The following is a 24,801-nucleotide window of genomic DNA, read 5'->3' on the forward strand; positions in this document are numbered from 1 at the left end:
CTCGCCATGTGGGCCCCATATCGTCTAGCGTTCAGATTCATTACCCCGTTCCATAGCCGGACAGGGGCCGCGAGTCAGAGGAGCATGACGCCGTGTCCGAAGAACCCACCACGCACCGGGATACCACCACGGCGGCCGAGAGCGGATCGGTACATCTCATCGTCTCAGCCGAACGTACCCGCATGGTGCTGTCCGGCGAGATTGATGTGGCGCTGACCGACGAGCTCAGCGAAGCTGTTGACGACGCCGAGCGCGCGAGCTTGCCCGTCGAGGTGGATGCGCGGCATGTGAGCTTCATGGATTCCTCCGGTATCTCCATGCTGGCACGACTTGCGCGGCGCGTCCCCGGCAGGCTCGCCGTGATCGAGCCGCCCGAGGTGGTCCGCTTCCTGCTGGAAGTCACCAAGATCGCGGATGTCGTCGACATCGTCGAAGCCGACCCGGGCTTCCCCACCTCCACTCCCACAGCCACCGACTGACCAGCGGACCACGTCGCGCAGTTCTGTAGGAGCGCGGCCACCGAGAACAGTGAAGGCCCGGTCACCGTCACGGTGACCGGGCCTTGACTTGTGTCCGCCGACGGCGGTCAAGACCGCGAGGGCGAAACGGTCAGATCTTCTTGCCTGCCGACCGCAGCCACTCACACGCCTCGACGATGCGCGCGGCCATGCCCGCCTCGGCGGACTTGCCCCAGGCGCGCGGGTCGTAGGCCTTCTTGTTGCCGACCTCGCCATCGATCTTCAGCACGCCGTCGTAGTTCTTCAGCATGTGGTCCACCACGGGCCGGGTGAAGGCGTACTGCGTGTCGGTGTCGATGTTCATCTTGATGACACCGTTGTCGACTGCGGTGGCGACCTCCTCGGAGGTCGAACCCGATCCCCCGTGGAAGACCAGGTCGAAGGGCGAGTCCTTCCCGACCTCCTTGCCGACGATCTGCTGGATCTCACCGAGGATCTCCGGGCGCAGCTTGACGGCACCCGGCTTGTACACGCCGTGGACGTTGCCGAAGGTCAAGGCCGTGAGGTAGCGGCCCTTCTCGCCGGTGCCCAGGGCCTTGACGGTGGCCAGACCGTCCTCCGGGGTGGTGTAGAGCTTCTCGTTGATCTCCGCCTCGTGGCCGTCTTCCTCACCGCCGACCACGCCGATCTCGATCTCGAGCAGCGTGCGCGCCTTCTGGGAGAGCTCGAGGAGCTCCTCGGCGATGCTGAGGTTCTCCTCCAGCGGCACGGTGGAGCCGTCGAACATGTGGGACTGGAAGGTCGGGTTCTTGCCCGCCGCGACCTCCTCGGCTTCCAGCGCCAGCAACGGCTTGACCCAGGAGTCCAGCTTGTCGGAGGTGCAGTGGTCGGTGTGCAGCGCGATGGTGACGTCGTAGTTCTTTGCGACCTCGGTGATGTAGCGGGCCAGCGCCACGGAGCCGGTGACCCGGTCCTTCACGGTGGCACCCGAGGCGTACTCGGCTCCGCCGACTGAGACCTGCAGGATGCCGTCCGAGCCGGCCTCGGCGAAACCGCGCAGCGCCGCGGTGGCGGTCTGCGAGGAGGTGACGTTGATGGCGGGGAAGGCGAAGCGACCGGACTTGGCCGCATCAAGCATCTGGCCGTAGGTCTCCGGGGTGGCGATAGGCATCGCTGGATCTCCAAATCGATCGGGGGGACGTCTTACTGCACCGATCATCCCAGACTCCGGGGCGCGCGGCAGTCGCGTGCCCGCGCAGTGGGCACTGAGGCGGGAGGATCAGCCTCGGCCGGGCTCCGGTGTGCCCATCTCCTGAGGCGGCGGCGCAGTGGCGGAACGCGCACTCTCTTCGGCGGCCAGCTGCGCGGCCGTGGCCTCCAGGAGGGCGTCGCGCCGCTCGCGCCGGATCTTCTGCTCCTCCGGGTCGGGCACCGGCACGGCGGCGATGAGTCGCTGCGTGTAGGGATCCTTGGGGTTGTTCACGATGTCAGCTGAGGGGCCCTGCTCCACGATCTTGCCGTGCTGCATCACTGCCACGCGCGAGGACAGCTGCTCCACGACGGCGAGGTCGTGGGAGATGAAGAGGCAGGCGAAGCCCTGCTCGCGCTGCAGCTCCTGGAAGAGCTCGAGCACGCGCGCCTGCACGGAAACATCCAACGCCGAGGTCGGCTCGTCGGCCACCAGGAACTCGGGCTCCAGACTCAAGGCCCGGGCGATGCCCACCCGCTGTCGCTGGCCGCCGGAGAGTTCATGGGGGTAGCGGTTGCGCATGGAACGCGGCAGTTCCACCTGATCGAGGAGTTCCTCCACGCGCTGGGCCAGCTGACGTCCCTTGATCCCGCGGTGCAGGAACAGCGGCTCACCGATCGACTCACCCAGGGGAAGGCGCGGGTTCAGCGAGGAGCCAGGATCCTGGAAGACCACGCCGATGCGGGCGCGGAGCTTCTTCAGGTCGCCGCGCCGGATGCCGGCCAGGTTCGATCCGGCGATCTCCAGCCGGCCGCCGGAGGCTGGGACCAAGCCGATCGCGGCGCGACCGATCGTGGTCTTGCCCGAGCCGGACTCGCCGACCAGGCCCACGACCTCACCGCGCCCCACCACCAGGTTCACGCCGTCGACGGCCTTGAAGGCCGGGGTTCGGCCGCGCTTGGGATAGGTGATCTCGAGGGACTCCGCGATGAGGGCTGGCCGGTTCTCGCTCTCTTCACGTCCTTCCGGGCGCCACTCCCCCAGCTCGTTGACGGTCACCGGCACGCGACGGGGTTCGCCGTCAGAGGCACCCAGCCGAGGCATAGACGAGAGCAGCTGCCGGGTGTATGGGTGCTGGGGGTTGGCGAAGATGTCCTGGGAGGAGCCACGCTCGACGATCTCGCCGTTACGCATCACGATGATCTGGTCGGCCATGTCGGCCACCACACCCATGTCGTGGGTGATCAGCACGATGCCGGCGTCCACTCGTTCACGCAGGTCGCGCATCAGCTTGAGGATCTCCGCCTGCACCGTCACGTCCAGGGCGGTGGTGGGCTCATCGGCCACCAGCAGCTTCGGGTCACAGGAGAGCGCCATGGCGATCATGGCGCGCTGGCGCTGACCGCCGGAGAGCTGGTGCGGGTAGGAGTGGAAGCGCGTCTCCGGCGAGGGCATCTCCACCATCTCGAGCAGCTCGATGGCGCGGGCCTTCGCCTCTTTGGGCGTCATGTGCAGGTGCGTGCGCAACTGCTCCACGATCTGGAAGCCCACCGTGTAGACCGGGTTCAGGGCAGTCATCGGCTCCTGGAAGATGACCGCCATGTCGGCGCCACGGATCCGCTGCAGGCGGCGTCCGGTCATGCCCACCAGTTCGGTACCGGCCAGCTTGGCGGAGCCGGTGGCCCGGCCGTTGGGCGGCAGCAGGCCCAGGAGCGACATCGAGGACTGGGTCTTGCCCGAGCCGGACTCGCCCACGATGGCGAGCACCTCGCCCGGGTGCACCTCGTAGCTCATGTCTTTGGCGGCAGGAAGCCACTCGTTGTCGACGAAGAAGCTGACGTTGAGGTCACGCACCTCGAGAACGGGCGCACCCGTGCGAGCGGCGGCGACGTCGGGGGCAGTGGTGGTCACGGGCGATCCTTCCGGTGACGTGCTGAGAGAATGCGGCCATGCGAGACGACCACGAACGAAGCTGGCGCACCCTGTGGCGCCGTCGAGGCGGCGACCACGTCATCTTCCGCACCAAGGTGGCGGCGGTGCTGGGCTATGGACTCCCGGTGATGAGCCTGGTGATCCTGGGCTGGTCCCTGGTCGACGGCGGCTGGAGCGCCGTGCAGCTCACCGCGCCCTTCGCCATATCGATCGGCGCGGTGGGCTGGCTGCTCTTCGGCGGCCCGCGCGCCGTGGTGCATACCGAGGGCGTGACGCTCGTGAACGTGCTGCGCACGGTTGAGGTGCCCTGGTCGGCACTGGAAGCCACGGAGGCTCGCCATTCGCTTCTGGTCTTCACCCGCGATGGAAAGCGCTACAGCGCCTGGGCTGTGCCCGCAGCCTCGGGCACCATGAGCCGCCTGCGGGCGGGCCGGAGCCTGCGTGCGGGCGCCTCCACGCTCGCCGACAGCGCCGCCGAGGGCAACAGCGCCGAAGCCGCTGTGCTCACCATCGGCGAATGGCAGCAGACCCACCGGAAGGCGGCGCAGCGCAAGCAGGCCGCGGAGGTCACCGCGGGTGGGCCGGGCGTGCCGCATCTGGCGTGGAACAGCCGAGAGCTGCTGATCGTGCTGGCCACAGCCACGATCATTGCGCTCGGCGTGCTGCTCTGACCGCACGGCCTACACCTTGCCGGCGCTGCCGGCGCCCGGCACAGCGGTGCGGGCCACCTTGCGTTCAGCTGCCGCCAGCTTGCGCGCCGAGGGGATCCGGCGCTGGCGGGGGTCGAAGGCATCGCGCAGACCGTCGCCGATGAAGTTGATGCACAGCGCGATGGCGACGATGAATAGACCGGGCCACCAGAACAGCCAGGGCCGCACAGCGAAGGCGGACTCGTACTGGCTGATCAGCAGACCGAGGGAGACGTTCGGTGAGGTGATACCGAAGCCCAGGTAGCTCAACGACGTCTCCAGCAGGATGGCCGAGGACATCAACAGGGTCACGGTCACGATCATGACGCCCATGGCGTTGGGCAGCATGTGCTTGAAGATGATGCGGGTATCCGAGGCACCGGCCACCCGCGCGGCATCCACGAATTCGCGCTCACGCAACGCCAGGAACTCGGCACGCACCAGCCTGCCCAGAGAGGTCCACGAGATCAGACCGATGGCCACGGCCAGCGGCACCGGGTTCGCGGCCCCGAAGATCGAACCCAGCACCACGGCCAGGGCAATGGTGGGGATGGTGATGATCAGGTCGGTCAGGCGCATGAGGAGCTGATCGGCCCAGCCGCGGAAGTACCCGGCGATCGCGCCGACAGTCACACCGATGGCTGTGGCCAGAACGGCCAGCACCACCATGATGATCATGGAGGTCTGGACGCCCTTCATGGCCAGGGCGAACATGTCGGTGCCGATGTCGTCCTGACCGAAGGGGTGCGGCCCGATCTGGAAGCCGTCCTCGCTCCACGGCATCGACAGTGAGGGAGCCCCGTTCTCGTTCAGCACGCGGTAGCCGTGCACGTCGGGGCTCGGGCGCTCCCATGGCGCCCATTCCCACCACCCTGGCACGTTGACACCGAAGTTCTCGGTCCCGAGCCGGAATCCCACCGAGGAGAAGGCGAGCACGGCGATGCCGATCAGGACGACCAGGGATCCCACGGCCAGCCGGTGTCGGACGAAGCGCTCACGGACGATCTTGCCCTGGGACTTGCCCTGGGTCTCGCGCGCCTCGAGCGCGCCGTCTCCGGCCCCCCGGGACTCGTCGTCGGCGGGCTCGGGCGCGGTGTTGATGTTCTCGGTCATGCGTTCACCCGGATTCGCGGATCAAGAGCTGCGTAGCAGAGGTCGGCGATGAAGTTGGCGAAGACCACCAGGAAGCCGGTAATCACCAGGTAGGCCATCACGGGATCGATCACGTCTTCGGCGAAGGAGTCGAGGAAGAGCGTGCCCATACCGGGCCGGGCGAAGATCCGCTCGGTGATGATCGCGCCATTGAGGAGGGTGATGACGTCCACTGGCACCAGGGTGGCCAGAGGAATCAGCGTGTTGCGGAAACCGTGCCGCATGATCACCGTGCGGTCGGTCAGGCCCTTGGCCCGGGCAGTGCGCATGTAGTCCTGGTTGAGCACTTCCAGCATCGTGCCGCGGGCGAAACGCGTGTAGCTCGCGAAGGAGATCAGCGTCAGCGACAGCGTCGGCAGCACCAGGTGGCTATAGGTATTGAGGGTGGTGACCCAGAAGTCGGCGTCGAAGCCGGGGATGGATTCACCGATGGTGCGGATCGGGCGGTTGTTCACCCGGCTGTGGGTCATGTAATCCGGCCAGGCCTGGAAGAAGCGGTCCAGCAAGATCACGCCGGAGACGAGGAAGGCGACGATGGCGCCGCTGCGAGCGGACTGCTTCCAGTCCGGACCGCCCCAGGCACGTCCCACGGCCCAGCCCACCAGGATGGCGAGGAGTCCCATCAGGGCCAGCAGCGGCCATCCGAGGAGCTCGCGCTCGCTCCCGGGCCACGTGGCCTCGGAGGTGGTGAGGTTGTTGAGCAACGGCTGCAGCGGGTAGTACATCGCCAGGCCGATGGCCACCACCGTGAAGGTGGTGAAGAGTGCGCGGCGGTTCTCCAGCCCTGCGGTCAGGATCGTGATGGCGAAGGCGATGCCCAGGCCGGTGATGGCCAGCCAAACCGGGCCCACGTGCGGGTGGTTCCACCAGTCGGTGACCATCAGATAGGCGAGCACGGCGCTGGCCGCAGCGGTCGCGGTGAGGAACGTGACCACCCGGCGCTGGGGCGAGCCGGCCACAGCGAGCATCACGAGCGCACCGAAGATGGCGGCCACCAGGCCGATCATCCAGATCGGCAAGGACGGATCCTCGAGGAAGTCGTTGTAGCCGATCGCTCCCCACTGCTTGAGCAGTACCGCCACCCAGAAGACGGGAAGCGAGTACAGCACGAAGCAGACGAAGATGATGACGTAGTCGAAGCTGGTGTACTGCCGCAACGCGGAGACCACACCGATGCCGACGCCCAGGATGATGGCGAGCACGGTAGCCGCAGAGACCAGGCGGATCGTGGCGAGCACCGCGCCCTGGAGGAGCTCGGAGACCGGGCGGCCCGTGCGCCAGTTGGTTCCCATGTCACCGGTGATGAACGAGCCGAGCCAGTCGATGTAGCGCTCGACGGCCGTGGCATCCAGGTTCAGATCCTGAATTCGCTGTTCGATCTGCAACTGAGCGCCCGGATCATCGGAGAAGATCAGGTCCTCAAGGGGGTCGATTCCGAAGTCGACCATCATGTAGAGCATGAACGATGACACGAGCAGGACGCCTGCGCTCGTCAGCAGTCGTCTCAGTATGAACTGCAGCAACCGTTACCTCACAGTCTGCGGCCGGCCCCAGCGGTGCGCGCCACCCGGCATCGATACGGAAACCATCCGGGCATCATAGGGCCAGTCTTCCGGTGCGAATGCACAAGGTGGGGGCACCGGTCGCCCGGGGCGGCCGGTGCCCCCACCTTGAGATGCACTCAAGTGAATGAGATCAGGCTAGGTCAGCCGTCACTCGTCGTCCCAGCTCCACTCCCAGAAGTTCCAGAAGATCGTCGGGGAGAGCGCGATCGGGTCCACACCCGAGAGGCGGGGGTCGTAACCGCCGGCCATCTCGTGCTGGAAGATCGTCACACCGAAGCCGTCGTTGACGAGGTGTTCTTCGACCTCGGCGAGGATCTCGCCCTGCGTGTCCACATCGGTCTCGGTGTCGAGGCGCTGGAGCAGCTCGGTCACGGCCTCGTTGTTGTAGCCGCTGAAGTTGTTCGAACCACCAGCGTCGACGTCGAGGTAATTGGCAGACACGCTACCCACTGCGGTCGAGGTGGACTGCCAGCCGAACAGCGCTGCGTCGTAGCCCTCGGCCGGGCCGGGGAACCAGGAGAACAGGATGGATCCCCAGTCAGGAGTCATCTCGTCCTGGATCTCGAACAGTCCCTCACGCTCAGCCGACTCCTGGATGAGACGGAACTCGGTCGCGCGGCGGGCGTTGGAGTTGTCCGAGATGATGCGCACCGGCACCGGGGTCTCGACGCCGGCCTCTTCGAGCAGCTGCTGAGCGCCCTCGAGGTCGGTCTCCGCCGGGTACATCTCCGCCATGCCCGACTGCTCGGTGATCATGTCGTACGCAGGTGCACCCGGCACGGTGGTCCAGGAGTTGCGCACGTCGTGGTCGGGGCTGAAGGTACGCAGCTGGGTGTCCACGATCTCTTCACGCGGGATCAGCTTGAGGAAGGCCTGACGCACGGCGATGGCCGTCTCCTCGTCGCCGCCGTAGGTCTCCGGGTCGAAGGGACCGCCGTTGTTCAGCACCAGGGTGAGGTGCTCGTAGGTCGGGCCCTCCTCGACGAAGGTCTCCACCTGGCCCTCGAGGTCCAGCAGGGAGGACATGCCGTCCGGGTCCAGCTGCGGCTGGATCAGCTGCACTTCCTGGTTCTGCAGTGCCTGCACGGCAGCGGTCGGCTCGGCGATGATCTGCACGGTGATCTCTTCGATCTGCGCCGCGTGGTCACCGGTGTAATCCGGGTTCGCCGTCAGGGTGGTGAACTGGTTGTACGCGAAGTCCGTCATGAGGTACGCGCCGGAGGACAGGTAGAGCTGGTCGTCCTCGGGCAGGGTGTCACCGAACTGGAAGCCGGTGTTCCAGAAGGCGGCGATCGGAGCGAGGTCCTCGACCACGTTGTCCTGGATCGCCGTGATCAGGCGCTCCTTGGCCTCCATGGGGTCCTCGATGTCGAGGGCGCGCATGGCGACCACGTGGGCCGGAACGCCCACGCCGAAGGTCTGGTCCCAGTCCACGAAGGGCACCGAGTACTCAATGCGGACGCCCTTGCCGTCCTCGATGATCTCCGGGGTCTCTTCGATCAGGGAGATGCTCGGGGAGACGGAGTTGAAGTAGACCTCGTCGTCGGAGATCAGGATCTCGTCAACGCGCTCCTGGAACTCCTCGTCGTAGGCGGCCTGCTCATCCTCGGAGTCCTCGACCCACTCGCCGTCCTCGTCGAGGAACTCGGCGTACTCCTCGTCCAGGTCGGCCGCGACGTTCGCCTCGATCTCGTCGATGTCGTCCGTGGTGTTGACGTGCCCCGAGTGGGCGGCCCACGCGAGCAGCAGGTCGGCAGCGTCGATCGGCACCGGCTCGCTGTTCACGCCATACCAGTTGGTGTCATCACTGAGCACGAAGTCCAGGGCGATCCCACCGTTGTCGAGCTCTTCGGGCTCGTCGTTGTAGGTACCGAAGCTCTCGTTCCGCACGACGTTGAGCTCGTCGTCGTAGTACCGGAAGCCGTCGTTCATCATGTAGAGGACGATGGCGTTCGCCGCGGCGTTACCGGTGGCCGAGTTCTGGTTGTACTCGTAGAAAGTCTGGTTCCAGGCCACGGTGATCGCACCGCTGGCGTCGCTGGAGCCTTCGCCGTCCTCGCCGTCGGTCTCTTCGGTCTGCTCGTCGGTCGGGTCGTCCTCGTCCTCACCCGGGTCGGCTTCACCATTGCACGCGGCAAGCACCAATGCCGCGGCCATGGTCATAGCGGCGCCTGCCGCCAGACGGTTTCGTCTCATCTTCACAGTTCCTTCTCGTGGATGGAGGCGGCCGAGGCCGCCCGAACCAGCACCGCCAATGCGGCGTGCGCGTGACGCTGCCCTTCTGGACAGCTTCCACCCGCCCGCCACTGCGGTTGAGGTCATTTCCTACCAGGTGCCCAGCCTGTGAGTCGCTACCCGACTCGGCATCGTTACCGAAGCGAGATGGGCCGGACATGCAACCAGGGCACTCTGACCTGGCGTGTAACACCACGTTAACAGGTGGCGTGAGGAGCGTCTCCACGGCGGTGTCTCGGTGCTCCATACGTGCCGCGGTCTGCAGCGTGCGATCTCAGCTCGGGCCGAAACTTCTTCGTCCGACAGGCCCTGGTGGGCCACGATCGTGGCTAGGATCGTCCGCAATCCGGAGGCCTTCCGCCTGAGGCCACCCGGCTCAGCGCCACGTCCACGAGGGGGAGCAGTGGGCACAACCTGGCTCATGGTGCGGCGTATCCGCTCGCGCAGCGGCCTGCTCGCCGTCATGGCGACCATGACGGCCTTGGTCACGCTGGCCGTGGCAGGCGTGCAGAGCTATCTCGCCGTCGCCGCCGTCGACGGCTTGCGCGACGCCGTGGACGAGGCCGGGGAGGGAGCGCGCAGCGCAGTGCTCCAGACTCGCCAGGCCGAGGGAGCAGAGGCGGCCGGTGAGCAGCGGGAGATCGCGCAGCAAGCCATCGCCGCCGCACTGCCGGCCGACGCCCAGCTCCACGTCGACGTCCGCAGCGTCCCTCAGAACCTGCTGGACCGGGACGGCTCCCTGGTGCTCGGCACGGATTCCGACATTGCCGGCCATGCCGCAGTCATCGAGGGCAGCTGGGAGGGATGGGAGGGCGAGGCCACCCGGGAGGAGTCGGAGAGTGCGTTCACCGGCGCCCTGCACGCCGGCGCTGCTGAGTCCCTCGGGGTCAGGGTGGGCGACTCGCTCCGGCTCCCCGGCGCAGCCGGGGCGGACCTCGAACTGGTCATCACCGCCCTGTGGCGGCCGCGCGATCCGGAGGCGTGGCGCTGGGACAACGATCCCTTACGCACCGGGGTGGACCCGCTGGACGAGGGGACCGTCGGGACGATGCTCGTCTCGGCGGAGGCACTTGAGCATGCCGACACCACTCCCTTTGCGCGATGGACCATCACGGCGACCGAGACGGCTTTGCGTCAGGACACGCTCGAGCAGTGGCACAGCGGGCTGGACCGGGCACAGGACGCCCTGCGCGACTCCGGCGTGACAGTGCGCGGGCAGACCATGACCGGCGAGCTCGCGACCACCTTGTCGGAGGCGGATGAAGGGCTGGCCGCCGTGCGTGCCGCCACGGCCATTCCGCTCGCCGTGGCCGTGGCCGTCTCCCTGGTCGCCCTGGCGCAGCTGGCGCGTCTGGTGGCGGTGGTCCGGGAACGAGAGACCGGTGTGTTGCTCGCGCGCGGCGCCTCCCGGGGCCAGCTGAGGATGCTCGGTGCCGTCGAAGGCCTCCTGACCGCGGTGCCGGGTGCCCTGCTCGGTGCGGCGGTCGTCCTGGCTGCGCTGGGCGGCCGGGACGGCTTCCGGCTCACTCCCGTGCTGGTGACCGCGCTGCTCGCCGCGAGCGCCACCTTCGCCGTCCATGTCACCGTCCAGGCGCGCGCGGCAGCTCATGCGGCGCGCGGCGGCGAGACCGGGCGTGTGGTGCGCGTGGCCCAACCGGTGCTCCTGGTGGGCGGCGCCGGCGCCGCTGGCTATGCCATGTGGCATTTCCGTCGCACCGGCAGCCCACTGATTCCCGGCAGCAACGACATCGATGTCATCTCCGTGGTCGCCCCCGCACTGGCCATGTTCGTCCTCGCACTGCTCGCCGCCGGGGCCATCGGCCCGCTGACTGCCCTGCTGGCCCGGCTGGGTGCCGCCCGGCGCGCCCTGAGCCCCGTGCTGGAGCTCCGGCAGGTCTCCCGCCGGATCACGGTCGGCGCGGTCCCAGTGGTACTGGTCGCGATGGCCGCTGCGGTGGTCACTCTCGTGGCCTCCTACACCGGCACGTGGCAGTCGATGCGCACCTCCTCCGCTCAGGTGCTCGCCGGTGCGGATGTGCGCGTGGAGCTCGGCTCCGGCCGGATCTCAGCCGGCCGGGCGCAGCCAGAGGTCTCCGGCATCGCCGGACTCCCGAGCGTCAGCAGCGCGGCCCCGGTGCTGCGCGCCCCACTCGCCGCCGAGGACGAGGAGGGCGCGGCCGGCATGCTCGTGGCCCTGCCCGTCGACGATCTCGACGTTCTGCGTGCCCCGCTCGCGAGCATCGGACCGGAGGCCGCGGCGACCGCGCTGAACGGCCAGGGCATCACCGCGGTGCCGCTTCCGGGCGGAGCCGGAATGCTGGAGTTCGAGCTGCGTGGGCAGGCGCAGTCCGAGCTGCAGCACGCCCATCCCGGCCAGCGCGAGGTCACCGCCCGCGTGTGGCTGCGGGACGAGGGTGGACAGCTGCACCTCGCCGAGAGCGAGGGCTCCCTGGAGCTCATCGCTGCGGACTCCTCGATCGTGCGGGAGGTCGAGGGAAGCACCGGGCAGCTCGAGGGTCGCGAGACGATCGTGGAGCTCGACGGCGTCGGCGAGGAGGTGACGTCGACGCTGAGCGTGGAGCTCCCCGAGCTGGCCGGAGCCGAGATCGTGGCGCTGGACTTGCAGGTGGAGGTCGGAGCGGAGGCCACCTCCTTCGAGCTCAGCATCGATGCGCTCCGGGCAGCCGGCCAGGACCTCCTCGACGGATCCGAGGCCTGGACCCTCCGCACGCCCTTCGCCGTCAACGAGGGCGAGGCGATGACCAGCGACCCGGCCGGGCACCTGGCCGCGAGCGGCACGCTCAGCGCACCGATGGTGGCCGTCGGCGGCGGCTCCCTTGCCCCTCCCACCATCCGTAATGCGCTACCCGCCGTGCCCCTGCGGTTCTTTCCCGGCGAACCGGCACACTACGTACCCGTCCTGGCCACGCCCGGCTTGCCGCTGACGGAGACCGGCACCCGGATGCGCGTGGCCGGCGTACCTGTCGAGCTCCGCCCGGTCGACCGGCTCGAGCTGGTGCCGGGGGCGCCGAGTGGCGCGGCCGCCTTGAGTGATCTCGCCACGGTGCACGAGGTGCTCCTCAGCCGGTCAGACTCCATCCCGGCTACCTCGGAGATCTGGGCCGAAGCCGCACATGACCCGGCCGTCACCGCGGCGGAGGTGCAGCGTCACGCCGGAGCGGGCTACACGGTGCTCGCCGCAGGCGACGGTTCAGCGGATGGCATATCGCGGCCCGCGCTGGGGGCCTACTGGGCCGCCGCAGCCGCAGCCATCCTGCTGGCGCTACCCGCCGTCGGAGCCGTGGTGCTCACACAGCTGGAGGCGCGGCGAGGCGAGGTGGTCGTGTTGCGCGCCGCCGGGGCGGGCTCCTCGCATCAGGCGCGGTCTCGGCGCCGGGAGATCCTGGGGCTGACGCTGACCGCCGTGGTGACCGGGGCGGCAGCCGGACTCCTGGTCAGCGCGGCGATCGTTGTGCCACTGGTGCGCTCGACCACCCCGGACGTCTCCGCCGCTGTGCCCATGAGTATGCAGGTGAGCGCGGCTCCCGCCCTGGCAGTGCTGGGCGGCATCGCCCTGCTCCTCATGGTCATGGGGCGCTGGTACGGACGCGCTGTGCGCCGCCAGGCCCTGGACACCACGTGGCGGGAGGAGGTGCGATGAGGCTGACGCTGTGGCGCAAGCAGGCCACCTCCACGGCGGGTGCGTCCCTCCTGCTCGCCCTCGTCGTGCTGGTGACGGCAGGGGTGTTCACCGCCTGGCCGCGTTGGCAGGAATCCGTCGTGGTCGACGACCTCCGCTACCGGGTGGAGCAGGCGCCGATGACGTGGCGCTCCCTGACCACTGAGCATCACGGCGGGCCCCTGACCCACCAGGAAGAGCAGGATTTCCTGGAGGGTCTCGTCGGCGTCCACGAGAACGAGAACGCGGTCGTACCGGCCCTGCTGAGTGAGGCAGTAACTGCAGTGCGCTGGATGGCCGTGCCGCCGACCCCACCGCCCTACCAGCTGCCGGAGAGGCACCCCCTCCATGCCGCGCAGACCGCGGCGGTGGCGGTGGTGGACATCGGCATCGAGCAGGACATCCGACTCATGGACGGCGATGTTCCCGGCGCCGCACCGCTTCTGCAGTGGTACGAGCAGATCGAAGAGGAGCGGCGCCGACTCGAGGACACCGCTCCGGACCCGTTCACAGATCTCGAGGGCTACCAGGAGCATCTCGAGGAGATCGCCGACCCGGAGGCCTTTCGCGCGTGGAGCGAGGAGGTGGGCTACCACGCCGAGATCATGATCTCCGCGGAGACGGCCGAGGTCCTCGAGCTAGACGCGGGTGACATCCACGAGGTACCCACCACCGGCGGCTTCCCACTCGGATCGGTGCGCGTCACCGATCAGCCGCTACTGCTGCGGATCTCCGGCGTCTTCGAACCGCTCGACCCCGATGGACCCACATGGCAGCATCAGCCCCGACTGGCTAGCCCCCACCTCCACGACGATCCCGACATGGGGCTGCAGCTCGAGTGGTGGGGGGTCACCGAAGCGGAGACCGCCTTCTGGATCGAGTCCATGCTGACCCGTCCGGGCGACGGCATCATTCCGCTGCGATTCACCACCTCGGTCTGGATCCCCCTGGACGTCGACGTGGATTCCCTGGCCGAGGCAGCGGAACTCTCCACCGCCATCCGCGAGTTCACCCTGGCGACCCACCGCCTGGACCTGGGGGAGGACGCTTCCCCTCACGACGTTCCCTTCGAGCTGGATTTCGAGAGCCGGCTCGATGGCGTGCTGAGCGAGACGCTGGCCATCGGGCCCAGCCTGGGCGCGGTGCTCGCGATGATCTCTGCCGGTCCACTCGGCGTCGCGATCGCGGTGCTCGCGCTCGGTTGCCGCATGGCCGTCACCCGGCGCGAGCGAAGCCTGGCCTTGAGCTCCGCACGTGGCGCCTCCCCCGGGCAGCTGCGTGTCCGCCTGGCACTCGAAGGCCTGGTGATCGCACTGCCCGCTGCGGCAGCCGGCGCAGCTCTGGCCACAGCGGCCCTCCCCGGAGCCGTCATGAGCGGCCACTACCTGGGCGCGGCAGCCGTTGCCCTCGCCCCCGCGCTCTTTCTCGGAACGGCCTCGTTGCCCTCGCTGCGCGAGCGCCGTGCGGACCTGGGCCGCGGCTGGGGCGGTGTGGCCCGGCGATGGGGTGAGGTCATGGTCCTGGCGCTCGCCGCGGCCGCCGTCTACCTGGTGATCTCCCGAGGCGTGGACGGCGCAGGGGCCACCGATGGCACCGACCCGGTCGCTGCGGCCAGTCCGCTCCTGGTGGCGCTGGCAGTCTGCGTGGTCCTCCTGCGCCTGGCGCCCCTGCCTCTGCTGGCCCTGCACCGCCTGCAGGCCCGAGGCCGCTCGCTCCCGGGCTTCCTCGGCTCCGGCCGCGCCGTGCGCACCGGTCGTGACTTCTTCGTGCCGGTGCTGGCCATCGTGATCGGCGTCGCCATCACCGTGCTGTCCACCGTGATGACTTCCACGCTGCGGGCCGGTGTGAGCACGGGCGCGGAGGACGCCGTCGGTGCCGACATCCGGGTGCAGACCCACCGGCTCGACTCCGATCACCACGAGGCGCTGCTGGGTGTGGATGGCGTGGACCAGGTGGTCTTCGTGTCTCATGCCTCCCGCGAGCGCACCGCCGACGGCGAGCTGTTGCCCGTCTTCTATGCCGACACTGCGATCCTCACCGAGGTGCAGTCCGCCTTCGCCAGCGCCGAGGACCTCGCCGAACTGAACCAGAGCGTCGACGGTCGAGTCCCAGCGGTCGCCGCCGCTGGCGAAGGCCTGAGCGGCGAGCTCGAGATGAATGTGGGAGCGGGGCTGCCGGTGACCGTGACCAGCACTGTGTCTGCCTTGCCCGGTATCGCCGACTCCGGGAGGTGGATTCTCATCGATCGCGAGACCGCCGAGCACGTCGCCGGAGAGCCAGTGCCCGTGCCGGGCATCGCGTTGATCTCCGTGGTGGACGGCGCCGACACCGAGGCGGTGGCCGAGCAGGTGGAGTCCATCGTCGGCAGTGGCCAGGTACTGCATCAGGAAGGCCAGAGGGCCAGCTTCCTGGAGTCGCCCTCGGGTGCGGCCATGCTCGTCGGTTTCGGCATCGCGGTGGCCGTCTGTGCCGCGCTGACCGTGCTCGCCTTGGTGCTCACGCTCGCCCTCTCCGCCCCGGGGCGTTCCCAAACCATGTCGCTGGTGCGCGTGCTGGGCGGACACCCCCGCCTCGGCGGCCCGATCGTGCTGTGGGAGGTCATGCCCATGGTGGTGATGGCGCTACTGACCGGAACCCTGCTGGGGCTGGGCCTGCCCCACCTGGTAGCCAGCGGCGTGGACCTCCGGCCCTTCACCGGCACGACCGCGCAACCCGACCTGGTGTACGACTGGCCCATGGTGGCCTCCGCTGCCGGCGGGGCCATCCTCGTGATCCTGCTGTGTGTGGCCCTTGGGGCCACCCTGGCGCGACGTACCGCGCCGGCCACCACCCTGCGCATGGGAGAAGCACGATGACCGCACCACACACCACGGGCTCCGCGAGGGGGCGCGCCGGGGGCATCCACTGCGAGGAACTGGTGCGGATCTTCTCGACCGAGGGCATCGAGGTCCAAGCACTGCAGGGCCTGAACCTGCACGTGGAACCCGGCGAACTGGTGGCCGTCGTGGGCGCCTCCGGCTCGGGGAAATCCACACTGCTGTCCATCCTCTCCGGGCTGGACACCCCGTCGGCCGGCCGGGCATCCGTGGCCGGAGCCGACCTGCTGACCATGTCCCGCCGCCGGCGCGTGGCCTACCGGCGACACGACATCGGCTTCATCTGGCAGCAGACCTCGCGCAATCTCCTGGGCTACCTGACCGCCGCCGAGAACGTGCATCTGCCGCTGACGCTGGCCCGCCATCGCCGAGGCGCAGCCGCACGCGAGCACGTGGACGGCTTGCTGGACCTGCTCGGGGTCGCCCACTGCCGCGACCGCCGTCCACAGGAGATGTCCGGCGGTGAGCAGCAGCGCGTGGCCATCGCCGTCGCCTTGGCGAACGATCCGCAAGTGCTGCTGGCTGACGAACCCACCGGTGAGCTGGACGAGGCGACCTCGGCGGACGTGCTGGAGACCCTGCGCTCGGTGAACAGGGAACTCGGGGTCACCGTGCTGATCGTCACACACGATCCCACGGTCTCCGAGCATGTGAGCCGCACCGTGCAGATCCGCGATGGCCGGACCTCCACGGAGGTGGTGCGCCGCCGCGAAACGGATGCCGAGGGGCGCGAGAGCGACGTGGCCGAGGAGTACGCCGTCCTCGACCGAGTCGGGCGACTGCAGCTCCCGGAGGATTACGTCCAGGCCCTCGACCTGCGCGAACGCGTGCGGCTCACCATGGAAGCGGACCATGCCGGGGTCTGGGCAGACGAGACACAGCGAGCAGGGCCGCACCGCTCCGATGCGGCCGGCACACGCCCGGACGGGGAGAACCGATGAGGACCACACCGCGTGACGCCGCTCCGGCCACAGGGCATCCCGTGTTGCGAGCCGCCGGGCTGAGCCGCGTCTTCACCGGCCGGGCCGGAGAGGTCACGGCGCTCTCCGAGGCGAGCCTGACCGTCGCGGCCGGAGAGCTCGTCGTGGTTCGCGGCCCGTCCGGTGCGGGCAAGACCACCTTGCTCAATCTCCTCGGCGGACTGGACCGGCCCACCGCCGGCACGGTGCACGTGGGCGAGCGGGAGCTCACCGCCCTGCGCGAGGACAAGGTGCTCGAGCTCCGGCGCACCGAGCTGAGCTACATCTTCCAGTCCTTCGGCCTGGTGCCGGTACTCTCCGCCGCCGAGAACGTCGAGGTGCCCCTCCGGCTGCTGCGCACCGATCCGGCCGAACGTGAACGGCGAGTCGCACACGCCCTGGGACTCGTGGGGCTGGAGGGGCACGCCCGCCAGCGCCCCTATGAACTCTCCGGCGGCCAGCAACAGCGCGTGGGCATCGCCCGGGCACTCGTGACCGAGCCCTCGCTCCTGCTGGCCGATGAGCCCACCGGTCAGCTCGACTCGGCCACCGCAGCGAGGATCATGGACCTGCTCGGCGAGCTGATCCACCAACGCGGCCTCGCCGCGGTGGTCTCCACGCACGACCCGCTCATGGTCGCCCGCGCCGACCGGGTGCTGGAGATCCACGACGGGCACCTCAGCGAACCTGCGGCGCGGGGGCACGCTCCAGACCCGCTCCAGGCCGCAGCCCGGCCCGTGGCCCCAGTCACGACTGAAGACACGGCCCCTGCCTCAGCCCCGGCGGAGGAACCTCAGCCGGAACCGCTCACCCGGGCGGAGCTGCGGCGCCGCCGGCAACGCCCGTAGCGAACAGCTCTTGCCCGAAGTGCCACCGATGCCGCACGATATGGCTTCACGACGCCGCGTATGCGGGCAGAAACGTCGGGCGGGCCACACAGGCCCGGAGTCAGTCACCACGGAAAGGCCATGGACGAGGACGGTCATAGGGCTCAGCCCGCTCCGCAGCAGCTCGTAGCATCTGCCGACGACGACCCCAGCAGTAGTTGGGCGCGCCTCCCCCTCGAGGCGCGCCGCCCCGGCCAGCGTGACGCTGGCGGACCAGCTCCAGGAAGTGCTGCGGCATGACCTGGTTGCTGTCCCTGCTTCTCGGCACCGTCGTGATCCTGTCGGTCATCGCGGCCAACGGGTACTTCGTGGCCCAGGAGTTCGCCTACATGGCGGTCGACCGGTCCCGGCTCGCCGCCCGCGCCGAAACCGGCGACAAGGCCGCGCAACGCGCCCTGCGCATCACCTCACGCACCTCCTTCATGTTGTCGGGCGCCCAGCTCGGCATCACCGTCACCGGCCTACTCGTGGGCTATGTGGCCGAACCACTGGTGGGCAATGCTCTCGGCGACGCGCTCGGTGGAGTCGGCGTGCCCCAAGCCATTGGCGTGGCCGTGGGCACCGTCCTGGCCCTGGCGGTCTCCACCATCGTGCAGATGCTCTTCGGTGAGCTGGTGCCGAAGAACCTCGCCCTGGCGCGCCCCGAGGGCGTCGCGCTCTGGCTCTCCCGCACCACCGGCTGGTACCTGATCATCTTCGGATGGCTCATCTGGATCTTCGACACCTCCGCGAACGCCCTGTTGCGACTGCTGCGCATCGAGCCGGTCCACGACGTCGAGCACTCGGCCACCGCACGCGACCTGGAACGGATCGTGGAGGACTCGCGCGCCACGGGTGACCTGCCGGCCGACCTGTCGGTGCTGCTGGACCGCATTCTCGACTTCCCCGATCAGGACGCCGAGCACGCCATGATCCCGCGCGCCCAGGTCGACGTCGTGCATGCGAGCGACACCCTGGGCGAGGTCCGCAAGCTCATGGCCACCAGCCACTCACGCTTCCCGGTGGTGGACGAGGACAACGACGTCGTCGGCGTGGTGCATCTGACGGACTTCCTCGCCGGGGAGATCGACGATGACGCACCGGTCACCGACCTCGCGCGGGAACCGCTGCTCGTGCCGACCACCATGGCGCTGCCCGACGCGCTCACCGAGCTGACCACTTCGCTGAACCAGATGGCCATCGTGCTCGATGAGTACGGCGGCTTCACCGGCGTGCTGACCGTGGAAGACGTGGCGGAGGAGATCGTCGGTGAGATCACCGACGAGCATGACGAGCCCGCCGAACCTCCCGCCACGCTGGAGGAGGACGGCAGCTGGCTGATCGATGGCGACGTCCATGTGGACGAGGTGGAGCGCACGCTCGGTCACGACCTGCCCGAGGGCGACTACGAGACGATCGCCGGGCTGGCCATCGCCGCGCACGGCGCGCTACCCGAAGCCGGCGACTCGATGGTGGTGGAGCTCGAGCCGAAGCCGGCGGAGCTCGCCGAGGCCGAGCCTCCTCCGATACGCCACCTGCACCTGGAGGTCATCGAGGTGGAGCGGCATGTGCCGGGCCGCTTGCGGATGTGGCTCGAGGTCTCCTCGGCGCCCTCGCCGCACAGCCCCGGATCGCCGGCAAGCGCCGCCTCCCCGGCGACCCCGCCGTCGCCGCGCAGTGCGGCCTCGGCGGCCTCGGCAGCCAGCGCCGATTCGGCGAGGTCGCCACGATGAATCACCCCTGGGTCATCCTCACCGCCACCGTCGCGATCATCGTGCTGAGCGCCTTCTTCGTTGCCGTGGAGTTCGCCCTGCTGGCTGCGCGCCGCCACCGCCTGGAGGAGGACGCCGCGACCTCGCGGGCAGCACGTGCCGCGTTGCGTAGCTCCCAGGAGCTCACGGTACTGCTCGCCGGTGCCCAGCTCGGCATCACCGCCTGCACCTTCGCCCTGGGTGCCGTCACCAAACCCGCGGTGCATCACTGGATCACCCCCCTCGCGCAGGATCTCGGGGCGCCGCTGTGGGTCGCCGACGCCATCGGCTTCGCCCTGGCACTGGTGGGCGTGACCTTCCTGCACCTGGTGATCGGCGAGATGATGCCGAAGTCCTGGGCGATCGCGCATCCCGAGGCCTCGGCCAAGATGCTCGCTCTGCCCATGCGCGGGTTCATGGCTCTGACCCGGCCGCTGCTCGTGGCCATGAACGGCGCTGCCAACCGGCTGCTGCTCATGGTCGGCGTGGAGCCGGCCGAGCGGCGCGGCACGAGTCAGAACGCCGACGATCTGCGTCACCTCGTGGAGCATTCCACCGAGGCCGGCGCCCTCGATGTGGCCTACGCGGTGCAGCTGGCCGGAGCGCTGGATCTGCGCCGCCTGACCGTACGGGACCTCATCGCCGGGCACGCTCCTCCGGCCGCCGTGACCCGCGATGCGACCGCCGAGCAAGTTCGCCGGGCGGCGCACATCTCGGGCCACCTGCGCATCCTCATCCGGCCGTCCCATGCGGACGAGCCCACCGGAGTGGTCCACGTCCGCGACACGCTGCTGCTCGAGGATGACGCGCCGGTGCTGGAGGTGACGCAACCGATCTTCGAGCTCGCACCCGACCTCCCGCTCCATGAGGCGCTCACCCGCATGCGCGAGGCCTCGAACCACCTGGCCGTGGTGCGCGCCGCGGACGGGCACACCCTGGGCGTGGTCACCATGGCCGATGTGCTCGCTCGCATCCTGCCCGCAGCGCAATCCGCCAAGCCGGGTGCCATGGGGGTGACGGAACCGTCGGGAGCGCACCGGGCGAGCGGGCAGCGCGCCTGAGCCGCACCCCGATGGGCTCAGCCGCGGAGCTCAGTTCCCCGCGCCCGAGCCACCGTATTGCTGCATCCAGCAGTGCATGGCCACAGCCGCTGCCGCACCGGCGTTGATCGACCGGCTCGATCCGTACTGGGTGATGTGCAGAACCTCCTGGCAGACCTCTTGGGCGGGCTCGCTCAGGCCCTCGGACTCCTGGCCGAAGAGCAGCACGGCCCGGCGCGGTAGCGACCGGCCCTCGATCGGCTCCGAGCCGGGCAGGTTGTCGATACCGACGATGGGCAGGCCCTGTTCACCGGCCCAGCCCGCCAGTGCTGCGGCGTCGGTGTGGTGGCGGATATGCATGTAGCGATCGGTGACCATCGCGCCGCGGCGATTCCAGCGGCGCCGGCCCACCACGTGCACCGCGGCCAGGTTGAAGGCGTTGGCGGTGCGGACCACCGAGCCGATGTTCATGTCGTGCCGCAGATTCTCGATGGCCACGTGCAGGGCGTGCCGGCTGTGGTCCAGGTCCGCGCGGATCGCTTCGGTGCGCCAGTACCGGTAGCGGTCGACCACGTTGCGCCGGTCGCCCTCGGCGAGGAGCTCCGCGTCGTAGCGCTCGTCGCCGGGCCAGGCGGCCGGCCCGCCGGGCCACGGGCCCACGCCCACCTCGCGTTCCGGGCCCAGCCCGGCATCCATGGGGGCGGCGGAAGCCTGCTCGTCGCTCATCCGGCGATTCTCCCTGATGCGCGCACGTGACGCGGAGTGCGCACCACCGCTGACACGGCGCGGATCGGTGAGCATCGATAGGGTCGTGCCATGGGAACCGCTCTGATCACCGGCGCCACCTCAGGCATCGGCCTGGAACTCGCCTGGCAGCTCGCTACCGCCGGGCACCGGATCGTGCTGGTGGCACGGGACGAGGAACGCCTGGAGACCACGGCGTCGCATTTGCATGCCGTGACCGGCTCGGAGGTGGAGGTGCTCGCGGCCGACCTCGCCCTGGTCAAGGGCCGCAAGGCCGTGATCGAGCGGATCGAGCAGGAGGAGCACCCCGTCGGCCTGCTCGTCAACAACGCCGGCTTCGGCCTCGGGCAACAGGTGGTCGGTGGATCCATGCGCCGCGAGGAGCAGGCCATCGACGTGATGATCCGCGCGGTGCTCATGCTGTCCAAGGCCGCAGCGGAGGCGATGGTCCCGCGCGGCCGCGGCGCCATCCTGAACGTCTCCTCGATCGCGGCGCAGACCGCGATGGGCTCCTACTCCGCGCACAAGTCGTGGGTGCGCAGCTTCTCCGAGGCGCTCGCCTCGGAGCTGGCCGGCAGCGGCGTGACAGTGACGGCGCTCTGCCCGGGCCTGGTGCGCACTGGCTTCCACGACGCCGCCGGCATCGACACCTCCGTGTGGCCGGCGGTGGGCTGGATCGACGTCGAGAAGGTGGCCGCCGAAGCCCTGCGCGCCGTGCGCCGCGGCCAGGTGCTGTGCACGCCGTCGCTGCGGTACAAGGCACTCACCGCCGCGCTGCGCGTGGCCCCGCGTGCCCTCGTGCGGGCGGTCGCCGGCGCCGAACGCTACGCACGATCGGTCTAGTGCGCGCCGCGTAGGCTTTGCGGCATGACCTCCAACGATTCGCATCGTTCTGCCCTGGCCAAGCTGGTCACCGAGATCGCCGTGGTCCGCGGCGAGGTGACCCTCTCCTCGGGGAAGACCTCCGACTACTACGTCGACATGCGCCGCGCCACGCTCCACCATGCCGCGGCGCCGCTGGTGGGGCACGTGATGCTCGACCTGCTCGAGGAGAACGGCTTCGGGCCCGGTGAGATCGACGCCGTGGGCGGGCTGACCCTGGGCGCCGACCCGGTCGCGACTGCCATCCTGCACGCCGCCGCCTCCCGCGGGCTCGATCTTGATGCCTTCGTGGTGCGCAAGGAGACGAAGAAGCACGGCATGCAGCGCCAGGTCGAAGGCCCCGACGTCGCCGGGAAGAAGGTCGTCGCGGTCGAGGACACCTCCACCACCGGCGGCTCGGTGCTCACGGCCGTCGAGGCACTGCGCGAGGCCGGCGCCGAGGTCGTAGCGGTGGCGGTCGTGGTCGACCGTGACACCGGCGTCCGCGAGCGCATCGCCGAGGCGGGGCTGCCCTATTTCGCCGCCCTGACCAAGGAGCAGCTCGGCCTCTAAGGCGCCCGAACCGCTGCACCGGCTGTGTGGTTGAATCGACGCAGCCCCCGGGGAGCGGCCCGGTCTACATGAGGGGAGAGGAACTCGATGGAGATCCTGGTCTTTCTGTTCTTTCCGATCATCGTCGTCATTGCCGTCCTCATCTGGGCGGTGGCCACGTACAACGGCTTCGTGCGCGTGCGGAACCTGGTGCAGGAGGCATGGCGCCAGATCGACGTCGAGTTGCACCGCAGGTATGACCTGATCCCCAACCTGCTGGAGACGGTCAAGGGCTACGCGGCCCACGAGCGTGCCGTCTTCGACGAGGTCACGCGGGCTCGCGCGCAAGCAGCCAGCCCCGGGCACACGCCCGCCACGCAAGCCGCGGACGAGAACCAGCTCAGCCAGGCCATCGGCCGGCTCTTCGCGGTGGCCGAGGCCTACCCGGAACTACGTGCCTCCGAGCAGTTCGCCGAGCTGCAGCGTGAGCTCGTCAACACCGAGGACCGCATCGCCGCCGGGCGCCGCTTCTACAACGGCAATGTGCGCTCACTGAACACCAAGGTGGAGTCCTTCCCCGCGAACATCGTGGCGAACATCTTCAACTTCCGCCGCGCCGAGTACTTCGAGGTCAACGACCCGAGCGTTCGTCAGGCGCCCACGGTCAGCTTCGGCAATCAGCAGGGCCAGACCGGGGGATACGCACCGACCGGGCACCAGCCCGCTCCTACCCCGGCCGCACCGTCCTACGGTGGCCAGCCAGGTGGATACGATCCGCGCCGGGACGGCGGTCAGCCTCAGGGCCAGGCCTACCCGCCGCCGCAGCAGCCCCAGGCCGGCTATCCGCAGGGCCCCGTGCCGCAGACCGCCTCTCCGCACGCTCCCCACGCGTCGGCACCGCAGGCACCTGCCCAGCCAGCGCCGCAGCAGCCGGCGCCGCAGCAGCCAGCTCCCGAGCAGCCAGGACCCGAGCGCTCCATACCACCCGCACAGTCAGCCCCTGAGCAGCCCGCGCCCGAGGGTGACCAGCAGGGGCCCGACGAGGACGGCCGCTTCCGTCCGCCACCGGCCTGAGCCCTCATGTCCCACGGCGTGGCTGGAGCCTCCGGGTCCCCGCCAGGGCAGGTGTTGGGGATCGTCGCCATCATCGTGGCGGTCTTCCTCGGCCCGCTGGGGATGGTGCTCGGCTTCATCTCCCGCCGGCAGGCCATGCGCGGGGGCGGCCCGGCAGGCCTGGGTCTCGCGGCGATCATCGTGGGCGCACTCACCACGCTGGCGCTCATCGTCACGGTCATGATCCTGCTCGCGGTGGTGCTCGTCGGCAGCGGCGAGCTGCAGGTCTGAGCGCGTTTCACGTTTGAGCCAGCTCTGCCTGAGCGCGCTGGGCCCTGAGCCGGGGTGGGCCCTGACCGGGCGTGGGTCTTACCGGGCGTGGGCGGCGAGAATATCGTCGCTCAATCGCGGCCAGAGGTCGGCGGCCCAGGAGCTGAAACTCTGGGCACCCAGGAAGGCCGTAGCGATCCCGGCCCGCGGGTCCACCCAGAGGAAGGATCCCGACTGACCGAAGTGGCCGAAGGTCTCCGGCGAGTTCCGTGAGCCGGTCCAATGCGGTGACTTCTCGCCGCGAATCTCGAAGCCGAGACCCCACGAGTTCGGATCCTGCCGGCCGAAGCCCGGCAGCACGCCGGCGAGTTCGGGGTAGACCGCGGAGGTAGCTTCGCTGAAGAGTTCCTCACCGATCAGGGTGGGTGCCAGACACTCCCGGCTCAGGATCGCCAAGTCGGCCGCCGAGCCGGTGGCGGCGTGCGCGGGTGAGCCGTCCACGAAGACCGTCGACATCGCCAAGGGGTGCAGGACGGTCTCCTCGATCCAGACGTCGAAGTCGCCGCCCACCTGCTCGCTCACGTAGTCGCCGAGCGCCTCGATTCCCAGATTCGAGTAGACCCGGCGCCGCCCCGGGGACTGCAGCACGGCGCCGTCCTCGAAGGGCAGCCCCGAGGCGTGCGCCAGCAGGTGGCGCACCGTGGAGCCCTCGGGACCCGCTGGATCGTCCAAGCTCACCATCCCGCGTTCCACGGCCACCAGCGTGGCCATCCCGGCGAGGAGCTTGGTCACCGACGCCCAGCGGAAGGTCTCGTGGATCTCGCCGGAGGAGTCCAGCACGCCGTCGGCATCGGAGACCACGACGGCCACCGGGAAGGAGAGATCTTCAAGGCTGGCGAAGGGTGTGGCGCTCATGGCTCCACCCTGCCA

At 69.4% G+C, this 24,801-nt stretch carries 19 protein-coding genes; 12 read left to right on the plus strand and 7 right to left on the minus strand.

All coding sequences use genetic code 11. The features are described 5' to 3' along the window. Positions 1–92: 92 nt before the first annotated feature. Positions 93–479: an STAS domain-containing protein gene (locus tag EDD31_RS04595; protein ID WP_245990897.1), complete on the plus strand. Its 387-nt coding sequence runs from the start codon at positions 93–95 to the stop codon at positions 477–479. 130 nt (positions 480–609) lie between these two features. On the opposite strand, the gene fbaA is transcribed toward EDD31_RS04595, so the two are convergent. Next, positions 610–1,629: a class II fructose-bisphosphate aldolase gene (gene fbaA, locus EDD31_RS04600; RefSeq protein WP_123303117.1), complete on the minus strand. Its 1,020-nt coding sequence runs from the start codon at positions 1,627–1,629 to the stop codon at positions 610–612. Between the two features lie 108 nt (positions 1,630–1,737). Beyond that, complete coding sequence (locus EDD31_RS04605) at positions 1,738–3,558, minus strand: ABC transporter ATP-binding protein (protein ID WP_123303118.1); 1,821 nt, start codon at positions 3,556–3,558, stop codon at positions 1,738–1,740. Positions 3,559–3,596: 38 nt separating this feature from the next. Here EDD31_RS04605 and EDD31_RS04610 point away from each other — a divergent pair, with 38 nt between their 5' ends. Further along, the gene (locus EDD31_RS04610; RefSeq protein WP_123303119.1) at positions 3,597–4,250 is read left to right on the plus strand and encodes a PH domain-containing protein; all 654 of its coding nucleotides are present in this window, start codon (positions 3,597–3,599) and stop codon (positions 4,248–4,250) included. Positions 4,251–4,259: 9 nt separating this feature from the next. Here EDD31_RS04610 and EDD31_RS04615 read toward each other — a convergent pair whose 3' ends face one another. The 3 genes from EDD31_RS04615 to EDD31_RS04625 form a co-directional block, all read right to left on the minus strand. Beyond that, positions 4,260–5,381 carry an ABC transporter permease gene (locus EDD31_RS04615; RefSeq protein ID WP_123303120.1) on the minus strand — a complete coding sequence of 374 codons (1,122 nt, stop codon included), beginning with the start codon at positions 5,379–5,381 and terminating at the stop codon, positions 4,260–4,262. Further along, the gene (locus EDD31_RS04620) at positions 5,378–6,892 is read right to left on the minus strand and encodes an ABC transporter permease (protein ID WP_245990901.1); all 1,515 of its coding nucleotides are present in this window, start codon (positions 6,890–6,892) and stop codon (positions 5,378–5,380) included. Before EDD31_RS04620 ends, EDD31_RS04615 begins: the two co-directional genes overlap by 4 nt. A gap of 240 nt (positions 6,893–7,132) precedes the next feature. After that, positions 7,133–9,181, minus strand: a complete 2,049-nt coding sequence (locus EDD31_RS04625) for an ABC transporter substrate-binding protein (RefSeq protein ID WP_148058860.1) — start codon at positions 9,179–9,181, stop codon at positions 7,133–7,135. A gap of 442 nt (positions 9,182–9,623) precedes the next feature. Here EDD31_RS04625 and EDD31_RS04630 point away from each other — a divergent pair, with 442 nt between their 5' ends. From EDD31_RS04630 to EDD31_RS04655, 6 genes are all read left to right on the plus strand, one after another. After that, positions 9,624–12,881 carry an FtsX-like permease family protein gene (locus EDD31_RS04630; RefSeq protein WP_123303123.1) on the plus strand — a complete coding sequence of 1,086 codons (3,258 nt, stop codon included), beginning with the start codon at positions 9,624–9,626 and terminating at the stop codon, positions 12,879–12,881. Further along, the gene (locus tag EDD31_RS14705) at positions 12,878–15,754 is read left to right on the plus strand and encodes an ABC transporter permease (RefSeq protein WP_170163188.1); all 2,877 of its coding nucleotides are present in this window, start codon (positions 12,878–12,880) and stop codon (positions 15,752–15,754) included. The genes EDD31_RS04630 and EDD31_RS14705 overlap by 4 nt, the downstream gene beginning before the upstream one ends. Continuing rightward, positions 15,751–16,716 carry an ABC transporter ATP-binding protein gene (locus tag EDD31_RS04640; protein ID WP_123303124.1) on the plus strand — a complete coding sequence of 322 codons (966 nt, stop codon included), beginning with the start codon at positions 15,751–15,753 and terminating at the stop codon, positions 16,714–16,716. Before EDD31_RS14705 ends, EDD31_RS04640 begins: the two co-directional genes overlap by 4 nt. Beyond that, positions 16,713–17,582: an ABC transporter ATP-binding protein gene (locus EDD31_RS04645; RefSeq protein WP_123303125.1), complete on the plus strand. Its 870-nt coding sequence runs from the start codon at positions 16,713–16,715 to the stop codon at positions 17,580–17,582. The genes EDD31_RS04640 and EDD31_RS04645 overlap by 4 nt, the downstream gene beginning before the upstream one ends. 275 nt (positions 17,583–17,857) lie before the next feature. After that, on the plus strand, positions 17,858–19,333 hold the full coding sequence (locus EDD31_RS04650; RefSeq protein ID WP_123303126.1) for a hemolysin family protein: 1,476 nt from the start codon (positions 17,858–17,860) through the stop codon (positions 19,331–19,333). Next, a complete protein-coding gene (locus tag EDD31_RS04655) occupies positions 19,330–20,412 on the plus strand; it encodes a CNNM domain-containing protein (RefSeq protein ID WP_123305134.1) in 1,083 nt (360 codons plus the stop codon). The genes EDD31_RS04650 and EDD31_RS04655 overlap by 4 nt, the downstream gene beginning before the upstream one ends. A gap of 30 nt (positions 20,413–20,442) precedes the next feature. On the opposite strand, the gene EDD31_RS04660 is transcribed toward EDD31_RS04655, so the two are convergent. After that, positions 20,443–21,117 (minus strand): TrmH family RNA methyltransferase, encoded by a 675-nt coding sequence (locus EDD31_RS04660; RefSeq protein WP_170163189.1) that lies wholly within the window; start codon positions 21,115–21,117, stop codon positions 20,443–20,445. Positions 21,118–21,207: 90 nt separating this feature from the next. Here EDD31_RS04660 and EDD31_RS04665 point away from each other — a divergent pair, with 90 nt between their 5' ends. The 4 genes from EDD31_RS04665 (at position 21,208) to EDD31_RS04680 (ending at position 23,892) form a co-directional block, all read left to right on the plus strand. After that, complete coding sequence (locus EDD31_RS04665) at positions 21,208–21,978, plus strand: SDR family NAD(P)-dependent oxidoreductase (RefSeq protein WP_123303127.1); 771 nt, start codon at positions 21,208–21,210, stop codon at positions 21,976–21,978. A 24-nt stretch (positions 21,979–22,002) separates the two neighbouring features. Continuing rightward, a complete protein-coding gene (gene pyrE / locus EDD31_RS04670; protein ID WP_123303128.1) occupies positions 22,003–22,569 on the plus strand; it encodes an orotate phosphoribosyltransferase in 567 nt (188 codons plus the stop codon). 87 nt (positions 22,570–22,656) lie between these two features. Further along, the gene (locus EDD31_RS04675) at positions 22,657–23,622 is read left to right on the plus strand and encodes a LemA family protein (protein WP_123303129.1); all 966 of its coding nucleotides are present in this window, start codon (positions 22,657–22,659) and stop codon (positions 23,620–23,622) included. Between the two features lie 6 nt (positions 23,623–23,628). Then, positions 23,629–23,892 carry a DUF4190 domain-containing protein gene (locus tag EDD31_RS04680; protein ID WP_123303130.1) on the plus strand — a complete coding sequence of 88 codons (264 nt, stop codon included), beginning with the start codon at positions 23,629–23,631 and terminating at the stop codon, positions 23,890–23,892. Between the two features lie 78 nt (positions 23,893–23,970). Here the strand turns inward: EDD31_RS04680 and EDD31_RS04685 are convergent, their stop codons facing one another. Beyond that, positions 23,971–24,786, minus strand: a complete 816-nt coding sequence (locus EDD31_RS04685) for a serine hydrolase domain-containing protein (RefSeq protein WP_123303131.1) — start codon at positions 24,784–24,786, stop codon at positions 23,971–23,973. Between the last annotated feature and the right edge of the window lie 15 nt (positions 24,787–24,801).

The sequence above is a fragment of the Bogoriella caseilytica genome (assembly GCF_003752405.1).
GTDB lineage: Bacteria > Actinomycetota > Actinomycetes > Actinomycetales > Actinomycetaceae > Allobogoriella > Allobogoriella caseilytica.